The sequence below is a fragment of the Citromicrobium sp. JLT1363 genome, from assembly GCF_000186705.1.
Classification (GTDB): Bacteria; Pseudomonadota; Alphaproteobacteria; order Sphingomonadales; family Sphingomonadaceae; genus Alteriqipengyuania.
Genome location: NZ_AEUE01000004.1, coordinates 313,446 through 335,051, shown reverse-complemented (window position 1 = coordinate 335,051; position 21,606 = coordinate 313,446). Strand labels below are relative to the sequence as shown.

The 21,606-nt window shown below is 61.8% G+C and carries 19 protein-coding genes; 6 read left to right on the top strand and 13 right to left on the bottom strand.

The window, feature by feature from the left end:
- Positions 1-33 precede the first annotated feature (33 nt).
- From ADAD_RS0108495 to ADAD_RS0108485, 3 genes are all read right to left on the bottom strand, one after another.
- A complete protein-coding gene (locus ADAD_RS0108495; RefSeq protein ID WP_029140020.1) occupies positions 34-2,373 on the bottom strand; it encodes a type IV secretion system DNA-binding domain-containing protein in 2,340 nt (779 codons plus the stop codon).
- Positions 2,363-2,692: a hypothetical protein gene (locus ADAD_RS0108490; RefSeq protein WP_029140019.1), complete on the bottom strand. Its 330-nt coding sequence runs from the start codon at positions 2,690-2,692 to the stop codon at positions 2,363-2,365. Before ADAD_RS0108490 ends, ADAD_RS0108495 begins: the two co-directional genes overlap by 11 nt.
- Positions 2,693-3,372: 680 nt before the next feature.
- Positions 3,373-3,594 (bottom strand): hypothetical protein, encoded by a 222-nt coding sequence (locus ADAD_RS0108485; RefSeq protein ID WP_029140018.1) that lies wholly within the window; start codon positions 3,592-3,594, stop codon positions 3,373-3,375.
- 343 nt (positions 3,595-3,937) lie between these two features.
- On the opposite strand from ADAD_RS0108485, the gene ADAD_RS16650 reads away from it, so the two are divergent.
- The gene (locus ADAD_RS16650) at positions 3,938-4,204 is read left to right on the top strand and encodes a DUF6437 family protein (protein ID WP_083825588.1); all 267 of its coding nucleotides are present in this window, start codon (positions 3,938-3,940) and stop codon (positions 4,202-4,204) included.
- 66 nt (positions 4,205-4,270) lie between these two features.
- Here the strand turns inward: ADAD_RS16650 and ADAD_RS0108480 are convergent, their stop codons facing one another.
- The 5 genes from ADAD_RS0108480 to ADAD_RS0108460 all read right to left on the bottom strand — a co-directional run bounded on the left by ADAD_RS0108480 (position 4,271) and on the right by ADAD_RS0108460 (position 7,817).
- Positions 4,271-4,669, bottom strand: coding sequence for a single-stranded DNA-binding protein (locus ADAD_RS0108480; RefSeq protein WP_010412500.1), 399 nt, complete (start codon positions 4,667-4,669; stop codon positions 4,271-4,273).
- Between the two features lie 270 nt (positions 4,670-4,939).
- Complete coding sequence (locus ADAD_RS0108475; RefSeq protein ID WP_010412498.1) at positions 4,940-5,209, bottom strand: hypothetical protein; 270 nt, start codon at positions 5,207-5,209, stop codon at positions 4,940-4,942.
- A 71-nt stretch (positions 5,210-5,280) separates the two neighbouring features.
- Positions 5,281-6,216, bottom strand: a complete 936-nt coding sequence (locus ADAD_RS0108470; RefSeq protein WP_010412495.1) for a DUF2493 domain-containing protein — start codon at positions 6,214-6,216, stop codon at positions 5,281-5,283.
- A 219-nt stretch (positions 6,217-6,435) separates the two neighbouring features.
- A complete protein-coding gene (locus ADAD_RS0108465) occupies positions 6,436-6,876 on the bottom strand; it encodes a hypothetical protein (RefSeq protein WP_029140017.1) in 441 nt (146 codons plus the stop codon).
- Positions 6,877-6,887: 11 nt separating this feature from the next.
- Complete coding sequence (locus ADAD_RS0108460; protein ID WP_029140016.1) at positions 6,888-7,817, bottom strand: ArdC family protein; 930 nt, start codon at positions 7,815-7,817, stop codon at positions 6,888-6,890.
- 362 nt (positions 7,818-8,179) lie between these two features.
- Between ADAD_RS0108460 and ADAD_RS0108455 the strand changes: the two genes are divergently transcribed.
- From ADAD_RS0108455 to ADAD_RS15765, 3 genes are read left to right on the top strand one after another with little or no spacing between them, the layout of a single operon-like run.
- Positions 8,180-9,430, top strand: coding sequence for a CBASS cGAMP synthase (locus tag ADAD_RS0108455; RefSeq protein ID WP_010412482.1), 1,251 nt, complete (start codon positions 8,180-8,182; stop codon positions 9,428-9,430).
- Positions 9,375-11,207: a ThiF family adenylyltransferase gene (locus ADAD_RS16375; protein WP_010412478.1), complete on the top strand. Its 1,833-nt coding sequence runs from the start codon at positions 9,375-9,377 to the stop codon at positions 11,205-11,207. The genes ADAD_RS0108455 and ADAD_RS16375 overlap by 56 nt, the downstream gene beginning before the upstream one ends.
- Complete coding sequence (locus ADAD_RS15765; protein WP_010412476.1) at positions 11,207-11,683, top strand: Mov34/MPN/PAD-1 family protein; 477 nt, start codon at positions 11,207-11,209, stop codon at positions 11,681-11,683. The genes ADAD_RS16375 and ADAD_RS15765 overlap by 1 nt, the downstream gene beginning before the upstream one ends.
- A 117-nt stretch (positions 11,684-11,800) precedes the next feature.
- Here the strand turns inward: ADAD_RS15765 and ADAD_RS0108440 are convergent, their stop codons facing one another.
- From ADAD_RS0108440 to ADAD_RS16645, 5 genes are all read right to left on the bottom strand, one after another.
- A complete protein-coding gene (locus tag ADAD_RS0108440) occupies positions 11,801-12,523 on the bottom strand; it encodes a hypothetical protein (RefSeq protein ID WP_138619416.1) in 723 nt (240 codons plus the stop codon).
- A complete protein-coding gene (locus tag ADAD_RS0108435; RefSeq protein ID WP_010412469.1) occupies positions 12,520-13,011 on the bottom strand; it encodes a hypothetical protein in 492 nt (163 codons plus the stop codon). The genes ADAD_RS0108440 and ADAD_RS0108435 overlap by 4 nt, the downstream gene beginning before the upstream one ends.
- A 344-nt stretch (positions 13,012-13,355) precedes the next feature.
- Entirely contained in the window at positions 13,356-15,329 is a 1,974-nt protein-coding gene (locus ADAD_RS0108430; protein WP_029140014.1) for a ParB/RepB/Spo0J family partition protein, read from the bottom strand.
- Between the two features lie 103 nt (positions 15,330-15,432).
- A complete protein-coding gene (locus ADAD_RS0108425) occupies positions 15,433-19,680 on the bottom strand; it encodes a strawberry notch family protein (RefSeq protein ID WP_029140013.1) in 4,248 nt (1,415 codons plus the stop codon).
- A gap of 75 nt (positions 19,681-19,755) precedes the next feature.
- Positions 19,756-20,571, bottom strand: a complete 816-nt coding sequence (locus tag ADAD_RS16645; protein WP_425466598.1) for a DUF7146 domain-containing protein — start codon at positions 20,569-20,571, stop codon at positions 19,756-19,758.
- A 243-nt stretch (positions 20,572-20,814) separates the two neighbouring features.
- Between ADAD_RS16645 and ADAD_RS0108415 the strand changes: the two genes are divergently transcribed.
- Together ADAD_RS0108415 and ADAD_RS17205 are read left to right on the top strand one after the other, a co-directional pair.
- Entirely contained in the window at positions 20,815-21,399 is a 585-nt protein-coding gene (locus tag ADAD_RS0108415; RefSeq protein WP_029140012.1) for a lytic transglycosylase domain-containing protein, read from the top strand.
- Positions 21,375-21,599 carry a DUF5818 domain-containing protein gene (locus tag ADAD_RS17205; protein ID WP_337442414.1) on the top strand — a complete coding sequence of 75 codons (225 nt, stop codon included), beginning with the start codon at positions 21,375-21,377 and terminating at the stop codon, positions 21,597-21,599. The genes ADAD_RS0108415 and ADAD_RS17205 overlap by 25 nt, the downstream gene beginning before the upstream one ends.
- Positions 21,600-21,606 lie beyond the last annotated feature (7 nt).

The window sequence follows — 21,606 nt, the reverse complement described above, 5'->3', positions numbered from 1 at the left end:
TCTCTTGGCCCTCGTCCCCTCCCCTGTTGGGCGTCACATGTCCGGATCAAAGTCCCCGTAATCGTGACCATGGTCCTGCCCCTGATCGGCATCGCGACTCTGCTTCGCTGCACCGCCAAGCAGCGACTTCTGCTGCTCTTCCTGGAGCCTCTGGTCAGCCTTGCCGCGCGCATCCTGCGCCCGCTGATGCGATGCGGGATCGGGAATGTCAGACCTCGCTGAAGGTGCATCCCGTTGCTCCTTGCCGCGTTGCTCCTCGGCTTTCGAAGACAGAGGAAGGTCGGATTGAGCCGGCCGCTGAGGGTCTGATGTCCCCCTTTCCTCTTGCGCATTCGGATCGCGACGCTTCCTTGTCTGGTCCGGTCGAGCCTGATCGCCCTTGTTGCTGCGACGGGTCCGGCGCAGTTCCTTTTTGTCTTCCTGGTCGGCTTTCTTTTCAGCGCTGTCGGAGCGATCGTGCGCGACCCTCAACCGTCGAGGATCACCATCATTGTCGCCTGTTTCAGAGGCTGCTCCGGCACCGCCACCTGCTCCTTCTTTGTCATCACCGTGGCGGGCCTGTGGTGGTAGCTTAGGCATATCCCGGGGAATGAAGCCTTCGGCCACCCGAGGCCAGTTGCGCGGTTCGAGGACCACGGGTGCCGCCGGAAATCCTTCGGGAAACTTGATGAAACCATGTAGGTTCTTGAGCTTCATCAGCTCGTCGGGAAGCAGCAGTGGGACGACCTGGCGCCGGGGCGTCAGGCTGACCGCATCGCGCGCATTGTTGTAGCCGTAGCTGTATCCTTCCTCCATCTCGCGAACCTCGCGGTGGCCGATAATATCGGAACACCAGGTGGCGGTCTCGCGGTCTGCTGTGCCGAGGATCAGCTTGGTTCGGGCAAGCGAGGACAGGGTCATGGCCATGTTCTCGCCGTAGACATCCTTGAGCTTGGCAAAGGCATGGATCCCGGTGACGATCGCGCCCCCGAAATTGCGCGCGGTCTGGAGGCCCTTCTCGAGCGAAGGCAGGCGATGCAGCGCGCCAAGTTCGTCGATCAGGAACCAGAGCCTGATGTCCCGCGAGCGCTGGCCCGCCATCAGCGTAATGATCGCGGTGTCGAGCCACAGGGTGAGCAGCTGCGAGAGCACGCTCATGTCGATGTAGCGCGCGGACAGAAACAGGATAGAGCGCGGTTCACCTGCCCCGTTGACCCACTCGCGGACCGAAAAGGGCGTCCCGTCTTCGGGCAGCATCTGGAGCGCCTTGGCGTTGACATTGAACACTGCACGCACCGATTCCGCCATGCGCGCCGCGCTCGGCGTGCTGATGGGACCGGCCATGGTATCTTCGACGAGACGGTGCAGATCGGAGAGATCGGCGTTCATGAGTTCGTGGGCGAGCGCGGCGTTGGTGCCCCGCCCTGCTTCGGCGAGCTTGAGACAGGTCTCGACGAACAGCGTGCGCGCGGCGAGCACCCAGAACTGTTCGGCGCCGCCCCCATCGTGCGGGACGAGGGACTCCGCTGCGGCATGGAATTCGGCACGCGTGGAGCAATCGTTGAACACGCTCCAGGCGGGGCAACGCGCGTCGAGCGGGTTGAGAATGATGTCGCGTTTGGGATCGTAGAAGGTTTCGACAAAGGCCCCAGTAAGATCGAAAATGACCGCACGTTCGCCCCGTTCACGGATCTCCCTGGTAAGCTCGGTTAGGACGACGGTCTTGCCTGTCCCGGTTGTGCCAACAAGCATCGCGTGACTCTGCTCAAGCCGCCAGGGCCAGCTGACCCCGGCCAGATGCGCGGGAGAATAGAAGCCCGCATCCCGCAGCGAAGCCGACCCGGCCAGACGCCAGCGCCAGCCCAACGCATCGCCATACTCGCGGGCACGGGCATCGCGGTTGTGTGCAGCGATCTCGCGGCTAAGGTCGCGCAAGGTAGCAAGCTCCGCCCCGCGTACATGCTTCTTTTGTTTGGACTTCTCGCCGAAGCGTTCGGCAACCCACCAGAAGAGCGCGAAGAGCGGCGCAAGAATGAACCCTGCAAGCCACAAGGCGCTGATGACCGCGCTCTGGAAAAGCGCGACCGCTTCGCGCATCGGCGGGTAATCGGTCACCACGGAAATGGGAAATGCGACGAGGCTCCCATCGGCCAGCTTGAGGTTCACAAGCTTGTCTGGATCGAACTCCATGAAGGCATAGCCAGAGGCATAGGCATGCATCCACAGGAGGTAGACATGGTACTCGTCTAGCGCCCCGCTTACGTCCCAATAGACGAGGCCGAGAACGACCAGGAGGGTCACGATCAGGGGCCCCTTGAGGCCTGCGGCAAACATGAAGCCGAAATGCCCGAGGAGCTGGCTGCCACGGGTGAAGTTGACGAGATTATGCTTCATCATCGCCTCCCATGGGTCGGGGTGCAACGATACCGAGGCGCTCCAGCCGGCGCTGGTAGGCTGCGACCGTTCTGTCGCGCAGTGTGCTGTCGGGATGATGCGTAAGCAGCGCATCCAATGCGACCGTGATGAAGATGTTCTGGCGCACTGGATCGGTCGCCGGGGTCCTCAGATCAGCTTCGGTTGCGCGCTGCCAGGCATCGAAGATGCAATCGCAAACAACGATACTCGCGCTGACCCTGCGCTCTTCTGCTTGTTTCCTGATCCATTCGGCGATCAGGGGCGTGACATAGGTCACGAACCGGTGGTGTCTTTGCATTTTTCCAAGTTCCTTGTGTTCAAAGAACCTGGCTCACCCTTCGAAAGGCAAGTGCCACTCTAGGCCGCAGCATGGGGTGTAGGAAAACGGAAAATTCACATCGCTTTTCAGCAGATTAAACGGATCTGTGCCGACTCGGCACGGACGAGAAAGCAAGTGGACCGCATCCGGCACAGAAGATGGTATCAGCGCATTTTCGTGAATTCGTGAAGCAATTCCGCGCCTTCCATTGCAGCACCCGCTGCGTACGGTGTGCCAATTCTGTTCCCCATTGTGCGGCGAAATCCAGTGATCATGGTCGCTCCTTTCTCTAAGGCATTTTCCAACTGAGCCCTCGGAGGCGCGAGCATCCAGTTCGCGACCGTAATTGAGCCTGATCTGCGTTTGAATGAATACCACGCACAAGGACCGCACACCCCGCAAAGGCGGCGGCAAAGGAGCGCGTGCGGTGCCCGGGACCGGGGCCTGTCGGTTCCCGCGGCACCGCGCCGGTCCGACCCGCTGTCGTTCGGGCGTGCGTGCGGGGCCCAGAACAAGAAGGCCGCGCCCGCAGGAGCACCGCCGAAGGCGGGGCGGGACCGAGCGCGACCCCAGCCCCGCTCCGCTTTTCGTCCCGCTCCAGTGCCAGCGAACACGAAAAAAGGCAGGAACCGTCACCGGCTCCTGCCCTCGTATGGTCGTCAGTATTCGTCCAGCATGGCTCCATGGACCGTGTGCACCACGCGGCTGGCGAGATGCGCAGGCAGTGCGTTGTAGTCACCCTCGTCCAGGGCGAAGTAGCCCAGGTCTTCATCTTCCACCACGTGCTGGTCGAAGAAACTGTGCTGGGCGCGCCTTTCGGCAACTGCAAGCGCTTCGAAATAGCTGTGCGCGTTCATGTCCAAGGTGCTGAGTGTAGTCATGATATCCTCCTGAAACCTGTCGCTGAGACGACAGGAAACAGGCGGAGGGGCATGGGGCCGGCGGGTCAGGGATCGCCCCGAGGGCGACCGCGAAGCGGCGGTGGGGGCAACGATTTTGTCGGACCGGAGCAAAGCGCAGGGGAGGCAAAATGGTGGGGCCCCGCCGTCCTTGACGCGCCGGCCCCATGCCCATCACCCTTGGAATTCGGTGAGCCAGCCCCCTCCCCCGCTCCGTTACGTAGTGCAAGGGACGACCAGCGCGATTGGACTTTCCTACAGGCTGTGCCCGGGTGCATGTTGATCGAAGGGAGGAACCACCGAGGGGTGCAGGAAAGGAACCCCGATGCCAACCAAACGAAGCGCTGTCGCAGCACTCCGGAAACTCGAGGCCGACCGGCTGGCACTTGCCGAGCGCCAGAAGCTACTTGAAGCTCAAGCCGCCCTAGAACTGGGACGCATCATCCTGGGAACGGGGCTTGAGACCTTCTCGAAGAAGGCGCTCGCAAGAGTTGCCGGAGAGCTCGGAAAGCTCGGTGAAGAGGCGTCTCTGCAGAAGCTGCTTCCACCGGCTCGCTCGTCTCCTCGCACCGAACAGCCATCCGGAGAGTAGGAACAGCAAGAAGGGGCCCTGTCCGGTTGGACAGGACCCCTTCGGGAGGGAGATCGACGGGAGAGTTCAGTCGATATCGGGAGCGTCGGTGTTGTCGTTCTCGTCGGCCGACCCATTGCCGCGGGAGAGGAAGTCGACCTTGTCGGCGAGGATCTCGGTTCCGTAACGGGTAACCCCGTCCTTGTCCTCCCACTGTGTGTAGTGGATGCGGCCCTGGACGCTGACGAGCTGGCCCTTGGAGCAGTATTGGCCGACGGTCTTGGCGAGGCCGTTGAAGCAGGTCACCCGGTGGAACTCGCTTTCCTTGGCGGTGTAGCCGTTCTCGTCCTTGTAGGTCTTGCCGTCCTTGTCGCGTGCGGGACGATCGGTGACGACTGTGATCCCGGCAACGTTGGTGCCGCCTTTGGTCTCGCGGGTGTCGGGATCGCGAGCGATGCGGCCGGTGAGGATTGCGATATTGGTCATGGTGTAAGTCCTTCAGTTCCTCAAACCGGAGACCATCTCCGGCTTGCGAACATCCAGAAGAAGCAGGACATGGGAGGACTGCACCGCAGGAGCGAAGCTCCAAGGGAAACCTGTTCATGACGGGTGGTGCGGGCAGGCGCGCGAAGCGCGACAACACGGCCGTCAAAGGAACGGGTTGCTGTCCTCAGCTGGCCTGGTTCAGGACTGTTCGCGACAAAAGCCGGATGGGTATCGGGTGCGGGTCTGAAGGCTCGCGTGTTCCCAATGCAATCAGCTTGCCCCATCGTCTTCCGATGCCGCTAGGAGATCCATAAAGTTGCGCGCAGCTTCCCGGTCTTCCTCGTTCTCGAACGCCACATCGAGGTCGGGGGCGGACCCGAACATGTGCAGGAACGACCACAGTGCAAAGCGCTTGCCCCGGTCCTCCTCAAGGCCGAAATCGACCCGGCAATGCTCGATGCCGGCTGCAGATGTGTCGGGAGCAACCGCGGAGAGGTCGGTGGTAGCAAAGTAGCGCTGCAGCAGATCGTCAAGTTGCATGACCTCATGCATAGTCGGGTCGGCGCCGAATGCACATCCAGGCAATTCTCATGCAGATGATGAAGGGCCCCTCAGGACCCGGGAGAGGTGCCCAAGTGGCCACGACGATCGACCACGGTGATCCGGCGCGCCTTGGCATCGATGACGAGCCGTTCGGTCACGCCATTGCCCGGAAAGGCGACAACGTAGCGCGGATTGAGTGAGAGCATCTGCTCGTTGCGCTTGAAGCCGGCGCGGGCACCAAGCCGACGATCGAGCGAATAGGTCAGCTGCTGGACTTCGCGGCGTTCAGCCCAGCTCGCGGCGAGTCGATCGGCACCCTTGCCGTCGCCGCCATGGACCAGGAAGAGATCGGGAACCACATCGCGAACCTTGTCGAGCGTCGCCCAGATATTGTCGGCGTAGACACGCGCATCCTCGGCGCTCTCGAAGCTCTGGCGACCACCGGCGAAAACGACCGGAGTTCCTTCCGGAATCAGAGCGTGACGCCGGTTCTCAGCACGTGCGCGGAGGAAATCGCGGGCATCGATCACAGCCGAAGTAAGGTGGCGCGAATGGCCCGTACGCGAGCCAGAAACGGGCTTCCACGAGGAACCGGTCTCGTAGCGATAGAGTGCTGCCGCAGCCTCGCGCATCTGCTCGAAGGCCAGCATACTGGCTTCGGCAGCCTGCGCGCGTTCGACCTGCTCTTCCAGATTGCTCGAGTGCACTTCGGAGCCATCGGCTGATGCGAGGAGGACCCGGATCTCGTCGCTGGCCCGGTCGAGCTGAGCGGACTTCCGACTGGCGGCACGGTGAAAGAGATTGACCACGCCCCATGCAATGTCCTCGGCATCGGCCTCCAGGGCCGTGTCGGAAAACATCGCGAAAAGATCGGACCAGACTGCAGCGAGGGTCTGCTCGATCGCGTCCTCGCAGGGAAAGTCGGTTTCGTTGAAGGGAGCTGGCCTGATGCTGAGCCCTGAGAGGTCGAGGCCGCTCAACTGGTCGATGAAGCTGTCGTACATGGGGTGTCTCCTGATCGCGGGGACAAGGAGAGGAGGCACCATTGCCTCGACCCTGTCCGCCGGAGCCCGATCAGGGCCGGGACAAGGGGCGCGACGCACCGCGTAGCGGGAAACCTGCGGCCCTAGGCTGGCGCGGGCAACACGGGCCGACGGGCCGCAGGTTGCGGCGCGCCCCGACCGGCCCAAGGGCCTTTCCCGGCGGTCAGGGATGAGGCAGGATCATGACTCGGTGTCACAGGTGGATCGGGAGCGCTCGAAGATCGCTTCGCCATTCGAGAACCGACCGACCATGCGCAGCTCACCGAACAATTCGATGAACCTATCCGACACTTGGCCAAGCCAGTGTCGTGCCCTTGCCGTTCGTGGGTTGTAGAAATCGGCCTCCCAGTACCGGGCATCGTCGCGTTCGGCGAGCCAGACCGCGGCGAGCCCGCAATAAGTTGAAACGCCGCAATCAGCGAAGGCGTTTCGCAGGAGAATGCGATCCTCGCGCCCGCGCCATCCGTCGAAGGTTTCGAACGAAGGAAAGGCCACTTTCGCGGTATCGATGACCTCGTCGACCAAGCACTGGTAGACCCAGTCGAAATCGTCGTCTTCGCCCTCATCAAGCAGGCGAAAGGCAACCACGGAGCCGGTTGGATAGCTGACAGAACGTCCCATCTCACTGCTCCTCAGGCTGCATCAGCAAGATCGATGTCGGGCTCGCCTTCCAGAGATTGGTAACCCCCAAGGTCAAGCAACAGGCTGGCCGCTTCCTCGGCCTTGGCCGCCGCGGTCAAGATCGCGCGCTCGTCCGATTTGAGGATCTTGAGCCAAGATGCGATGTAGCTGGCGTGATGGTCGAGATGGGTAACGGGAAGACCCAGTTCGGCCCCGAGAATGGCCGAGGAAAGTTCGGCGATCAGTTCCTCGGCCGCATAGGCGTCGCTGCCGAAGCGGTTCTTGAGATCGCGGTCGAGCCGCGAGGAATGCCCCGTCCAGTGCGACAGCTCGTGCGCGAGCGTCGCGTAATAGTGGTCATAAGCTTCGAATAGTTCGGCTGGAGGCATGGTGACCCGGTCACGCTGCGGCTCGTAGTAGGCCTGGGCACCATGATGGCGCAGGTCTGCGCCGATATCGGCAAAGAAGGCATCAAGGCGGTCTTCGCGTCCTTCGGGCTCAAGCGCGGCAATGAGTGGCTTGGGATGATAGAACTCGGGGAGGCCGTCGCACTGATCCGCGTTGAACACGGAATAGGCTTTGAGCACGCGCCGGTTCTCGGTGTCAGCTTCGCCTTCGGCGTTCTCGACCTCCTTGGTGTAGCTCTTGTAGAAGATCGCGATGGTCGATTTCTCACCCTTGCGGACCTGTCCGCCGAGCTGCTGACACTGGCGGTACGTCATCCAGTAGGGCGAGGCGTAGCCACAGCCATCGGCCACCATCCACAACCAGAAAGTGTTCATGCCGCGGTAGGGTGTCCCGCAGGACCGCAAGGGCCGGGAGACCGGCACACCTCGCCAAGGCTTGACCCAGGGTTTTGTTCCTTCCTCGAGCTTCTCGATGATGGCGGCGGTGATGCGCTGGGCAGGCGATGTCGAAACAGAGCGGCGGGACTTGGTCATGGGAGATCTCCTGATCGCCGGAACGGAGTTGTCCCGGCTCAGGAAGAGCAAAGCTCCCTCCCCTCTCATTAATCACTGCCGCTATGCGCCCCAAACGCGGTCATTTTGGATTTAAGTGGGCTTTCCCAAGAGCGGTCGGTCAGGGCCTTGCTTTGAGCTGCCACTCTTTCACGCCAAATTCTAGCCGTGGAACCATCGTTGGCCTCTTACGCAACGATAGATGAGAGACGTTTTAAGGAGCTGGCTCCCTGGCGCGATCAGCGCGACTGGGAATAACCTTTGTTCGCCCCTTGTTCTTTGTTCGGCGGTTCCTATCTTTATCCAAAGCGGGCGCCAGGCGTCGGAACTAAGGAGCGATAAACATGGGGGCGAACGCTCACAAGACCTTGTTCAGTTCAGGCGATCACGACAGCTATCTGCGTGCCCTGACGGTCGACATACCCGAAAAGGAAGCGCTCCAGGTTGCCCGTGACGAAATCCGGGACGAGATTCGCAGTGGCCTGCGCAACTGGAGCGACCACGTCGACCGCAGGCAATTGTTCGAAGCGCGCGCGCTCGCCTCGGATTACCTTACCGACAGTGACCTGGCGCTACGGCCGAAGTTCCGTATGCAAGGGAGCTGGTCCTACCACACGCTCAACCGGGCTACCCATAACCCACCGCAGGAGATCGACCTCGACGATGGCGTATTCCTGCCGGTATCGTTCCTGAGTCAGAATGGCGGTGCCCATCCCATTGTCGCTAGCGCCGGCTACTTCGCGGCGGTCGAGCGCATCCTTGCTCCCATGTGCGATCGCAACGGATGGACGCTCATCACTGACAAGCCTTCCTGCGTGCGGGTCGAGATTGATGACGACGCGCATGTCGATCTCGCGCTCTACGCCATCCCTGACGAACAATTCGAGGTTCTCCTCGAAAAAGCCGAAGCGTCGATGCAATTCGACACTAAGATGCGCGACGAAAACATCTCCTTTGCCGAGCAAATCTATCCCCGTCTGCCAACTGACCAGATCATGCTCGCGCACCGTCGCGAAGGCTGGAAGCCGTCCGACCCGCGCAAGCTCGAGGACTGGTTTCAGGAAGCGATAGACGTGCACGGTCAGCAGCTTCGGCGCGTCTGCCGCTACCTCAAAGGTTGGCGAGACCATAACTGGACCGCTTGCCGACTCAGCTCAATCGCCCTGATGGCCTGCGTCGTGGCCGCATACGATGAGGCGACTGCCGCAATCGCGGAGAATCGTGACGACCTTGCACTCCAGATGGTGGCGAAGCGGCTCCCCGAATTGTTGGAGCGCAGCATTCCGAACCCCGTCGTACATGGCCAGTATCTCGACGAGGGCTGGACGGGCGAATGCCGCGCCGATTTCATCGCCAAGGCACACGACCTAGCGACGCGGATCGACGTAGCATTGGCGTCCAATCAGTCCGGCACGGTGATCGAGCATCTTCGCGCGAGCTTGGGCACGTATCTGCCCGACAACGAAGATCTCGTGGTGATCGAAGCGCAGATCGGTGCGGCGCCCATCCTCCAGTCTGGTATCCTCAAAGACTTCGCCGATGAGCCCGACGCTCGCGAAGCCGTCCAGAAAGGCGGCGACGGCCGCTATGGCTGAAGCGCCTGGCGCGACCCAGTCGGACGTCGAAACAAAGGTCGGTAAGTGGCTCGAGACCAATACGGGGGCTCGCCCGCTCGAGGAAGCCGAGTTACAGCGCTATAGAACGAAGGGCGCGAGATGCGGGTGGCGTCTCGACGTAGCAATATGCGATCATCCAGTGGCACTGGATCTGGTTATTGACTCTCGTTTCCCATGCAGCCGGCCAAGGGTCGCACTGGCCGAGCCGCCGGGCTATCCAAGCTATCCGCACGTCGAGGAGGACGGACGGCTTTGCATCATAGAGGATAGCGACGAGCTCGACCACTCCCAGCCAATCGCCATCGTCAAGGCCGTGCTCGGTGGCGCGGCCAAAATCCTCGAGCAAGGCATGGCGGGCACCAATCAAGCGGAGTTCCAAAGTGAATTTTTGTCATACTGGAACCCGACCTCAAATGGTAAATCGATCCATAGCCTGGTTGATCCGTGCGGTGGCACGCGACGGGTAAAGCTGTGGCGCTCGAAGGCAGGCTATTTCGTCGCCGAGGATCGCGCGACGTTGAACGCTTGGCTCGCTAACCGGGCGGGCAAGGGATTGCCGCGCGGTGCGGAATGTTCTTCCGCGTTGCTCCTGTGGCTTCATCAGCCGCTGCTGCCGTCCGAATACCCGGACACGCCGGAAGACGTGCGCGACCTGGCGGCGCGGCTCGGAGAGCCAGCATTGTCTACGCTCGACGCATTTCTCGGACGCGATCAGCAGGATTGGGTAATCTTGCTCGGCGCCGAAGCCGATAACGGACCCTGCATCGCAGCGGTGACAGTCTTGTCCAGGAAGCGGCATGGCCGCAACCGTTCCAATGGGACTAAAGGGTTTCGCAAGGGCAAAGCACCGCAAGCAGTAGTTCTGGAGCAGGCGCGCCACGGCGTCCTCCTCCGCCATCGCGTCGAGCGCGCCGACCCTTGGTGGGTTCACGGGCGCGATGGTAATTCCGATCTCACGACGCTCCGCACTTCGCGCGTGGTGATGGTCGGCTGCGGCTCTTTGGGATCGCCGATCGCCCGTTTGCTGGCCCAGGCGGGCGTGGGCGAGATCGACCTTGTCGACCCTGACCAAATGAAGCTCGAGAACACGAGCCGTCATATACTCGGTGCGGACACGTATCGACAAAGCAAGGCAGCCGCGCTCGCGCAACGTCTTCAGCGGGACTTTCCCCATTCGCGCGCCACCGGCCATCCCACCGGCTGGCAGGAGCTTGCCGTCGACCATACCGACGTTCTCTCGCAGGCGGACTTGGTGGTCTCAACGATCGGGAGCTGGTCACACGAGGCCGAACTCAATGTCCGCCAGCTCATGACCGGGCACCCTGCAACGGTCCTCTACGCTTGGGCCGAACCGCATGCGGCCGCAGGCCACGCGGTCCTCATCGGCAAGTCCGGCGGCTGCCTCGCTTGCGGCCTCTCGTCAACTGGGCAACCTCTGTTCTGTGCGGCAGAGTTTCCCGCGTCCACGCTCCAGCGCGAGGCGGCTTGCGGCAACTATTTTCAGCCTTACGGCGTGCCGGAGATCACCGCGATCGCCAGCATGGCTGCTGACCTGGCTCTCGATCATTTACTCGACCGCGCCGGCGACGGCGTTTACCGGATAGCCAGCGGACGCGAGCCAGCGATCGGCCGGGTCGGCGGCTCTTGGACCAATGATTGGCGGGCGGCGACGCAGAACCGGCCTTCGGCGACTATGGTCGAGCGTGTCTGGAGGCACGATCCCGTATGCCCCGCCTGCAAAAACTGCGATCGCTGATGCTGCTCTATCCCGTCGGTGCCTCGGGCGAGGTGATCCAGTTCGAGCAGGGTGTCCTCGACCATTTCGACCGGAACCGCCAGCATCGCTGCTGGCATCGCGAAGGTGGCGGCCAGCTCTTTGCCCGGATCGACGGGCATCGAATCCTCGTAAGCGAAGCGACCGGCCCGAGACCGAAAGATAAGCGCGGACGAACATTCTTTGAACCAGACCGCGGAAGCGAGCAGGTCGAGATTGAGGCCCTATTCGCGCGTGACCTGCACTATATCGGCGACTGGCACACGCATCCCGAACGCTGTCCCGTGCCTTCGGGCCGCGATAACGCCACTATGGCAAGCCGGGTTCGCCTGTCCCGGCATCGCCTCGCCGGCTTCGTGTTCGTCATCGTCGGGCAGCTTTCGCCACCAAGCGGCATGACGGTCCTCGTTCACGACGGAACATCAGGGCATGTGCTGTCCCCGGCTTATATCGAATAAGCGGCTGATCCGTCGTAGGGTCAGATTGCCCGTGATGCTGCGGCACGGTCATCCAGTTGCGCCTCGTCGAATATTAGCGGCGCATTCCCCCCCAATCGATACGCGTACAGGTCGATCTTACGCGGATTCGCGGCGCAAAAGCCGTGCGAGAAGTGGAGGCGGTACGACGCGACGCATCACTATGGTGCCGGCCGTGTTGAGCGCCGCTTCTGCCTTTCGGTTCGTCCAGTAATGTCCAGAAAGTTCGTCGGTCTTTTCAAAATACTCGACAATCCCGGCTCCAAAGTGTTGCCGCGCATCGGTCGGTGGGAGAGCCGCGCTGTCGAGCTGTTCATAGACATAGCTGAGCTCTGGCCGATCTGGCTTTGCCCAGCGCGATCGCACAAAACGTGTGCGGCTGACCTTGTTTGTTCCGTCTGGCGTAATTTCAATAGAGATATCGAACAAACTCGATTCGATGGTAACTGATGCCATCGTCACCAGTTCGTCGTCACTCGTAAGCGGTGCAGCAACCGCATCGAACTTGGGAACTTCGCGTTTGGCAGCCAAATACATGCGTTCGACTTTGGGCCAATTCGACCGGATCTCTGCACGCCATTCTCCGTCGAGCCATGGGAACCACCAATATTTCGCGAACGTAATCAGGTGCAGCACGCGAAGGACTGGCCGGATGCTGAGAAGGACAAGAGCACCGCTCATGACCAGTGCAATCTTAGACGACCATTCGAGAAGATCGCGGGGAGTTTCTGCATAGCCGAACTGCAGAAGACCAACGCAGGTCAACACGACTAACAGCACCAGAATGCTAATAACCAAATTTCGACTCATGGCAAAGATCATCGGGGCGCCCTCTCTGCTCGGAGTGGCACTTCGCGCGCTGCGCGATAGACCTTCTCTTCTCCCCTTTGAAAAACTGCCAGGCCGAAATCGCGACTTGAGATACCAGTCACCTGTACGCCAGGGAGCATCGAGCCAAATAATGCGGCGAGATACCGTCCCCCGAAGCGCTTTCGGCGATCGATGCGCGCCGAAGGCACGATCGGTGGCGAGAAATATTGGGCGACTTTCTCAATCTTAAGTTCTGGTGTCAAAACATGAAAGCCGTCGTGAAGCTCATGCCAAGGGTGCGAGATACGAGCCAATGCCGTTGCAGTTGCAGCATCGTCCAATAGCTTGCTTGTCGGGCGCAACGCGATGAGCGGCAAAGACTCTGGTGACGCCGACACGATTATGCCGATCCCAGAAAAATCCGTTTCAGCGAGGGCATCGACTTCCTCAAGAAGTGCCGTCATCTGCTCGATTATATATTGATTTTCCGCCAGCTTCATTCGAGCAAACTGGACGCGAGATTAGCAGAACGCAAGGTTGTGTGACAGTCCCAAGCAGTGGACAGCTTAACCAGGCTCTCACGTGCTACGACAACGTCTGCTGTCTGGTCATCAGGGTATGCGAAGCGAGCCATGCAGATGAAGTCAGTCGGATATCTGAACCCGTTATTAGCCGTCTTGGACAAAGCTTCACAAAAGCAATGATCGATTGCGCGGGCAGCTATTCGTGGCTCACTACCTAATAGTTGTTTGGCTACATCCATCCCAAGCTCTGACATGGAAAAAGCGGCCCGTCCCGATTGGGACGGACCGCCCGCCGAGTGACCTGGACCTGTCAGGAGGGGTCAGGCAGCCTGCTCGGCAATTTCGTCAGTCGCGTCGTCGCTGACCGGCTCGTCACCTTCAGCGGCAACCGGTGCGACCTGCTCGGCACCGGCGAAACGCATGATCGAAGGCACCCAGGCCTGCGCCCGTTCCTTGACCTCGGGCTCGCCAATGAAGTTGCCCGAGAAGATGCGCTCGGCTGCGCTCGCCAGTTCGGTTTTCTTGGAGGCTGCATAGCGACTGACCAGTTCGGGACCGCCGGCGGCATCGAGCGCTTCGAGCGTGCGGGCCTTAGCCACTCGGTCAAAGTAGTTGTTCGCCGTGGGACGCCACCATTGCGCGGTCTCGATTTCAAGGAGCGAGCCGAGCGCCTCGTGCATCGGCACCGAACGCTCGCCTTCGCAGGCAAGACTGGCAACGAGTGCACGCGAGACGACATGACCAAGCCAGGCCGAGCGCGCCTCGTCGGTAAGCGCCCGGAACCTGGCAAACCGCTCGACATCGCTCTCGCCAGCACGCCAGCTTTCATCGAGCGACCCCGCGAATTCGGCCAAAGCAGCACTCGCCGGCGCATCCTTGGCCTCAAACCCGGTGACCGGGCCGGACGCTACCGATCCGACAAGCGTCGACGCTTTCTTCGCGTGCCAGTCGTGCCCATCGGCATCGGCGAGCGTGAAGACCATGAAGTCGAGTGCCAGTGCCGGATCGTTTGCGAGATGGATCGCGAGGATGTCGCGGCGCTGCATCGCGAGCTCGTCGAGCAGGCGCTGGGACAGCGAGCTCCCTTTAGGCTTCGCCGCTCCGCTCTCCTCGACGGCCTCGACCACACATTCGTCAGCGATGACTTCGGTCTCGGTGTAGTATTGCTGGACCAATGTCGGCTCGCCATTTCGCGAGAGGACTAGGAAGGCGCCAGCTTCGGATTTCAGCTCGTCGGCGAGTACCGGCGGCCGATCATTGATCGCGCGCATGGCGCGGTCGATTACCACGAGTTCCTGTTCGGCCTTGGCGACCTCATCCTCGTCGCTGTCCTCGTCTTCGAGCACGGCGGCGACGCGGTCGTAGTCGGCCTCAAGTTCGCCGAGCTTTTGCGCTTCTTGTTCGGTCATCGGTGCAGGCTCGCATGGTAAGCGGCCCAGACCTTCGATGAGGTCATGGCTGACGTAGTTGCCAAGCGTCGGCCGAACCCAGGCAAGTCCATATTCAAGTGCGGTCTTTTCTGCGGCTTCGTCCATGGCCTTGTGCGCGAGGTCCTCGAGCAGCGCGATATCGATCCAGCTTTCACTGGCATCGTCGTCGAACAGTTCGCGTTCAATCCGGCCACCCGCGGCGAGGTAGGCATCGCGTCCGACGAGCACGGCACGCGGATCGGAACCGCGGACCGTGGCATCGAGCACCATGCGGCGGATGGTGTCAGGCGTGATCTGGTACCAGGCGTCCTGCAGCTCGGCATAGACATGTGCCTGACGCTCCACGTCGGAGATCGCGCCATAGGCCTTGGCCATGTCGAGCGTGATCGTGCCCTCGGCGAGTGCTTCGAAGACGCAGGGTGCGAGACTTGCCAAACGCAGGCGCCCTTCGACGAACCGGACGGTGAGGCCGAAGCGGCGCGCCACGTCTTCCGTGGTAGCCCCTGCCTCGATGATGGAGGCGAAGGCCTGTGCCTCGTCGGCCGGGTTCATTGCGAGACGCTGGAAGTTCTCGGCAAGGCTGGCTTCTCGCACTTCGCTTTCGTCGCCTTCGATGACGAGGCAGGTGACCTCATGGCTTTCGGGTAAAGTGCCCTCTTCGGCCAGCGCCTGCAGCGCGGCGAGACGGCGACCTCCGGCCTCGACCTCGAACTTGCCGCGCTTTCCTTTGCGCACGACGAGATTCTGCAGCAGTCCGCGCGCAGCGATGTCTGCCCGTAGCTGGAGGTCGGCCAGCACGTCGCTAGACTTGCGAACGTTTCGCGGGCTCGGGACGAGCTTCTTCAAGGGAATTGACTGGATCATGGGTGTTCTCCTGATGGAATGAAGGCGCAGGTGAGGATCACGAGGCCCACAAGCCCAAAGGGCTCCCTCCACTCTCATTCTGAGTTGGGGTCGGCCCGAGCGATCAGGCGGCAAGCGTGGGAAGAACGGACGAGGCTGCGGAGACTGGCACGAACAGCCGCGTGCGGTAACGGATGATCTCGGTGAAGCAGCCCTTGCCCTTGTACCAGTCGAGGCGATCCGGCGAGAAACCGGTCAGTTCAAGGCGCTGCTCGCCGCCGACCAGTGATCGCTTGACGGTCAAGGCATCGTGGCTTGCGAGGCCCAGCGGCTTGCCGCTGGCGATGACGAGCTCGCCGATCTGCTCAGCCGATGGTCCGGCAACTCCGGAAAGGCCAAAGGTCTCGGCGATTGCGGCGAGATCGACATCGAGCACTTCGCGGCCGATGATCGACTGACCGTCCTCGGCAACGAGCCGGGTGACGCGGACATGATCGCCTGGCAGGCGCTTCCAGACCGGAAGCAACAGTCCGGTGGCGAGATGCACGCGCTCGGTCACCGGTGACTTGGCCGCTTGCTCTTCCTCGGCACGCCAGGCCCTCGTGAATGCGGTGACGCCAATATCTTCCCAGTGGCTTTCAGCGAGTGCCTCGATTGTCCAGTTCGCGGAGTTGAGCGGGCGCAAAAGGCGTCGGCGTTCGATCACTGCCCCGTCGTCGGCGATGAGGCGGCGGGTCGGAACCGACAGCGCGACCTTGCCCGAGCGCGCATTGCGCATCGGGATCGCGTGCGTACTGCCAATCTCGTGCATCCGCACCAGGCGCTTCAATCGCAGAGGCCGAAGGTGCTTCGTCACTTCGAGCGAGACGAGACGGGTCTCGGCACCGGTCACGGGGTCTGTGCGCAGGAGTTCATCGGCGAGGACCGTGAAGCGATCGACCCTCACGGTTTCCAGTCCCTGATCAAGCGTTCCGGCTTCACGCGCAGCTTCGATCCGCGCTTCGACGAGACCAAGGTATTCGTCGAATATGGCGTTCTGGAGCGCGATCGGCAGCGCGAGAATGCGGTTGAGCCAGCGTTGGATCGTGGGGAGATTATCGGTCAATCCGCCATCGGGGCTTTCAAGTCGGAGGCCGGTCCGCTCGACGAAATTGCCGAAGCTCGTGGCCTCGAGCTTGCCGTCATAGAGCAGCTGGAACCAGCGGCTGAGCGCTTCGCGCGCGTAGTCGCTTTCGAGATTGTCTGCCGGGTCGAACAGGTTCTGTCCGCCGGTCTGGCGCTGGCCACGAGTAAGCGCGCCCAATGCATCGAGCCTTCGCGCAATGGTCGAGATGAACCGGCGTTCGCCCTTTACGTCTGTGGTAACCGGGCGGAACAGCGGCGCGGATGCCTGGTTAGTGCGGTTGGTACGGCCAAGACCTTGGATGGCGTTGTCGGCGCGCCAGCCCGGCTCGAGCAGGAAATGGACCCGGCGCTGCTGGTTCCTGGCGCCCAAGTCGGCATGGTAAGATCGACCCGTGCCGCCGGCGTCCGAGAATACCAGGATGCGCTTGGTGCCTTCCATAAAGCTTTGCGCTTCGGCGACATTGGCGCTGGGGCTACGCCGTTCGAGGCATTGCTGACCATCGCGTCCGATCACCAGCCTGCGGGTCCGGCCCGTAACCTCGGCGACGGCCTCGGTTCCGAAGTGCTCGATGATCGCATCGAGCGCGGTAGCGATGGGCGGCAGTGCGCAGAGCTGTTCGATCAGCGCATCGCGCGCGGCCATGGCGCGCGGGCAGAAAACGGGATTGCCCTCCTCGTCGCTCATTGCCTCGGAACGAAGATTGCCATCCTCGTCGGCGAAGACCTGCATCAAACGCACCGGAAAGCTCTTGCTAAGGTAGTCGATGACATATTCACGCGGGGACAGATCGATATCGAGCGCTTCGCGTTCCTCGTCGGATAGGTCGGCGAGACGCCGGTCGAGCATGGCCTCGGCGGTCGAGACCAGCTGCACGACTACCGAATGGTCTTCGCCCAGCGCCGCTTCCATCGCGGGGATCAAGCTCGGCAATTTCATCGAGAGCAGAAGCTGGGCAAAGAAGCGCTGCTTGGTGCCTTCGAAGATCGACAGCGCCGCAGCCTTGGCGTTGCGATTGAGCGTGTCGCCGCTGTCCTCGTCGACCACGCGGGTTGCTTCGAGCGCTGCTTCGAGATTGCGGTGAATGATCGCCCAGGCATCGGCGTAGGCGTCATAGATTTTGACCTGCGCTTCGGTCAGGCTGTGTTCGAGGATCTCGTACTCAACCCCGGCGAAGGACAACGCACGAGCAAGATAGAGGCCCTGAGCCTTGAGGTCGCGGGCGACGAGCTCCATCGCCGCGACGCCGCCAGCGCGGATCTCTGTCATGAACGCCTCATGGGTCGGGAAAGCAGTCTCGGGTCCCCATAAGCCAAGCCGTGAGGTGTAACCGAGGTTGGCGATATCCGAAGCGCCGGTGGCAGACGCGTAGAGCACGCGGGCGCGTGGGAGATGGTTTTGCAACCTGAGGCCCGCCATGCCCTGTTCGGAGCCCTTGACCTTGCCGCGGGTTGAAGAGCCCCCAAGCGCATTGGCCATCGCGTGGGCTTCGTCAAAGGCGATCACGCCGTCGAAATCCTCGCCCGCCCAGGCAAGGATCTGGTCGAGCCGCGTATCCTCAGCGCGTCCCGAGCGCAGCGTTGGATAGGTGACGAAGAGAATGCCTTCGGACATCGTCACGGGGTGGCCGAGTTTCCAGCGCGAGAGCGGCTGGAGATCGAGCGGCAGCCCGCCAAGCGCTTCCCAGTCGCGGCGCGCATCTTCGAGCAGCGCCTCGTTCTTCGTGATCCAGATATGGCGACGCTCGCTGGCGAGCCAGCGGTCCATGATGACCGCTGCGATTTGCCGTCCCTTGCCCGCTCCGGTCCCGTCACCGAGGAAAAAGCCTTGGCGGTATTCATGACCGTCTTCGGACAGTTCCAGCGCAGTGCCCTCCTGGCTGACCTTGAACTGGCCCGGTAGGTCGCGCGCGAATGCCTGGGCAGCGTAGACCAGTGTCTCGCACTGAGCCTCGGATAAAAGGCCATCGGCCTGCCAGTTGGTGGGAAGACGAGGCCGCACTTCCGGCTGCGGAGCCGCGACCGAACCCATAGCGACCGATTCCACGAGCGGGGTGGGATGGGCCGGAGCGCCTTCGAACGCGATGCGACTGGGCCGGTAAGGCAGGTAGATGCCTGTCTGTTCAGGTACCGGCGCGGAGTCGGCCAAGACCGAATAGGCAAGAGTGGTCGCATTCGCCTTGGCTGCTGCTGTCGCTGCGAAAGGCGCCACCGGACGGACCGGAGTGCGTTGGGTCGAAGTCTTGCCAACTCGGCGAATTGGCTTGCTGAACGGCAAGCGATGGAGGCTGGCGGGTGTTTGCGCGCGGCGCGGAAGTGCGGTGATAAGCTCGTGGAGCTCGACCAGGTCGCAGGTGTCTCCGGTGATCGCGGGCGAAGACGCAGTCTGCGTCTTGTCGATCACGACCAGGCGAACGGCGATCCCCGTCCCTGTCCGGCGAAACATCTGCTCCAAGCGGACATTAATCAGGAGCGACGCTTCGTCCTGTGCTTTGGCGAATGTGGAAGCGTCAAAGCCATCGGGCATGATGGCGACTATCCTCGCCCCATTCGCAGCCGCTCGGATCGCACCGCGCAGGTGACGCATAGCGGTCTCGCGGTCCTCGCCGCGTTCATGGCTATGAGCGAATGGCGGGTTCATTAGCACGACCGATGGAACCGGGCTGCGAAGCAGGTCGGCGATCAGTTCCCCGTCATGCGCAGTGATCGTGGCCGCGGGGAAGATATGGCCCAGCCCGTTTCGTCTTGCCAGATCGATCTCGTTGAGGACCAACGAGGCGTCCTGGAGGCTGCCCCAGAGAGCGAGGGCGCCATTCCCGGCGGAGGGTTCGAGTAGCGTGTCGTGCGCAGAGATGGCTGCGGCCTTTGCCATCAGCCAGGCCAGCATCGGCGGGGTCGAGAACTGCTGGAGCTCGACCTGTCCTTCGCTGCGAACGTGCCGGGGCGGCAAGGCTGCTTCGAGCCAGTCGAACCGCGCTTCGGTTTCGTGCACGCTGGTCGCCAGGTCTATGCGCGAAGATTCGCGAAGCCAGAGCAGCGCCCCGATCTCGACCGCGTTATTGTAGTCGTCGATGCTCCAGGCGCTTCCCCAGTCAAGGGCGCCGGTCTCTTCGGCGAACAGCCCGGAAATGTCGGCACGGGTAAGATGACGACCCGAGGTGAGAAGCGCGGCAATCCGGGCACCGATGGCGAAGGCCAGGGGCACTGCCGGTATCTGCTCGCCGGCGGGAAACAAGTCTGACTGAAACATGGCAATTCGTCCTCCTGATGAGGGCATCGGGACAGGCCCTCTGCCGGATCAGGAATTCGAGAAGCTCTCTCTCCTCTACCGCGCCGCTTTGCGGCGCAGCCATGCTGTAAGTTCATCGTTCCAGTCGGTGTCGCGTGAGGATGGTTTGCGAACGTGGATCGTCCGCCCATCGCGGGCATAAGCGGCCAAGCCACGCGACGCGGCCAGCTCGCCGCCAGCATCGTGATCGACGAAGAGGTGAAGCTCGGTCACGCTCTCAGGCACGCTGACGAGACCAAAGCGCTCATTGCCCAGGGTCGCCCAGACGGGAATGCCGGTGAGAGCATAGGCCGACATCGCGCTCTCGATGCCCTCAGCGAGGCCGAGCTTGCCGGAGGCCGGAGCGAAAAGGCGGACAGCAGCTTCACCGAGCGCGCCGAGCGCGCGTTTCGGCTTTTCGAAAGCGGCCTTGCCTGAAGCCTCGGTAGACAGGAACGTGCGGTGGATGGCGATCGGGCCCTCGTCGAGGCTGACTGCCGCGATCATGGCGGGCAGAAAGCGGGCCCGTACTTTCGGGCCAAGCGGCGTTCGTGGATGAAAGCGGAGCGCCGGAGATGCGGCGAGGATGCCGCGGCTCTCAAGGTAGGCCTTCGCCGGACTGGCACCCAATGGTTCCGCTTCGCGCCAGATCCTCAACGCTGCTGCCGAGGGTTTGCCCACTCTGGTCGACTTGAATTGATTCTCGGCTGAAGAACCCGAGAAAAACCTGGCCACCTCGAATCCTTCGCGCGCCAGTGCGGAAAGCACGCTCTGCTGATCGCAGCCCGCAAAGCAATGGAAGAGAATAGCCTTTCGGCCGAGCGTCACGCCGAGCGAAGGTGTGCGGTCATCATGCGCAGGGCAGCAGGCCATGCCCCTTGTGCCTGACCATTTGCCCCCTCGGTTTTCGCAGATCCTTCGGGCGGTGTCCTCGAGCGAATGACGTGACAGGGTTGAATTCGAAACGGGCATACCAGCTCCATCGCCTCACAATTGCCCCCTCCAAACGAACCCCTCTTCTCTCGGATAAACTTGCAAAAAACGTTTTCCTACACCCATGCGTTCTATTTATGTTCTCTTGCGGATCGAGGCAAGGTGAAAGGTAATTCAATGCGAATGTCGCTGGTGGCTTGCGGTTGCGGTGCGCTCGCGATTGCGATTTCGGGATCCGCGCACGCGCAGGAGTTTCAGGTCTTCGACCATGACCTCGGCACAGTTCAGGTTACAACCGACAAAGGGCGCGCTTTCAACCCGACTGCAATCCACTTGGGCAAGCCAGATGGCGGCGCGGCCTATATCGATAGAAGCTTCAAGGAAGCCTTGTATGAGCCACTCATCCGGCAAGCTGAAGCGCGATACCAATTGCCGCCTCGACTGCTTCAGGCCCTGATTTGGCAGGAATCGCGGTTCAACCCGATGGCGATCAGTCCAGCTGGCGCAGCCGGGCTCGCTCAACTCATGCCGGGAACGGCAAGGGAACTTGGTGTCCGCAATCGCCACGATCCGGCTGAGAACATCGATGGCGGCGCGCGGTATCTGAAGCAGATGCTAGAGCGCTTCGGTGCGATCCATCTCGCGCTGGCCGCATACAATGCTGGACCCGGCGCTGTGTCGCGAGCCGGCGGGATACCGAAAAATCGGGAAACACCTGGATATGTGAAGAGCGTTATCGACCGATGGATGGCATACAGTTCGATATGACTACGAATCGGAAAAGGATCAGCGGACGGCTCGAGCACCTTCCTCGGGGAGCTGTAATTGTAACCGATGCCGGAGATCATTGGGTTCTCGAAGACTACGAACCCTCAAACGAAGACTTTGGATTTGAGGTTACCGCAGAGGGTATCGTTGTCGGGTTCGACCGCCTTCGCGTCGAATGGCTGGGGCAGGTGCCCGCCTAGGAGCAGG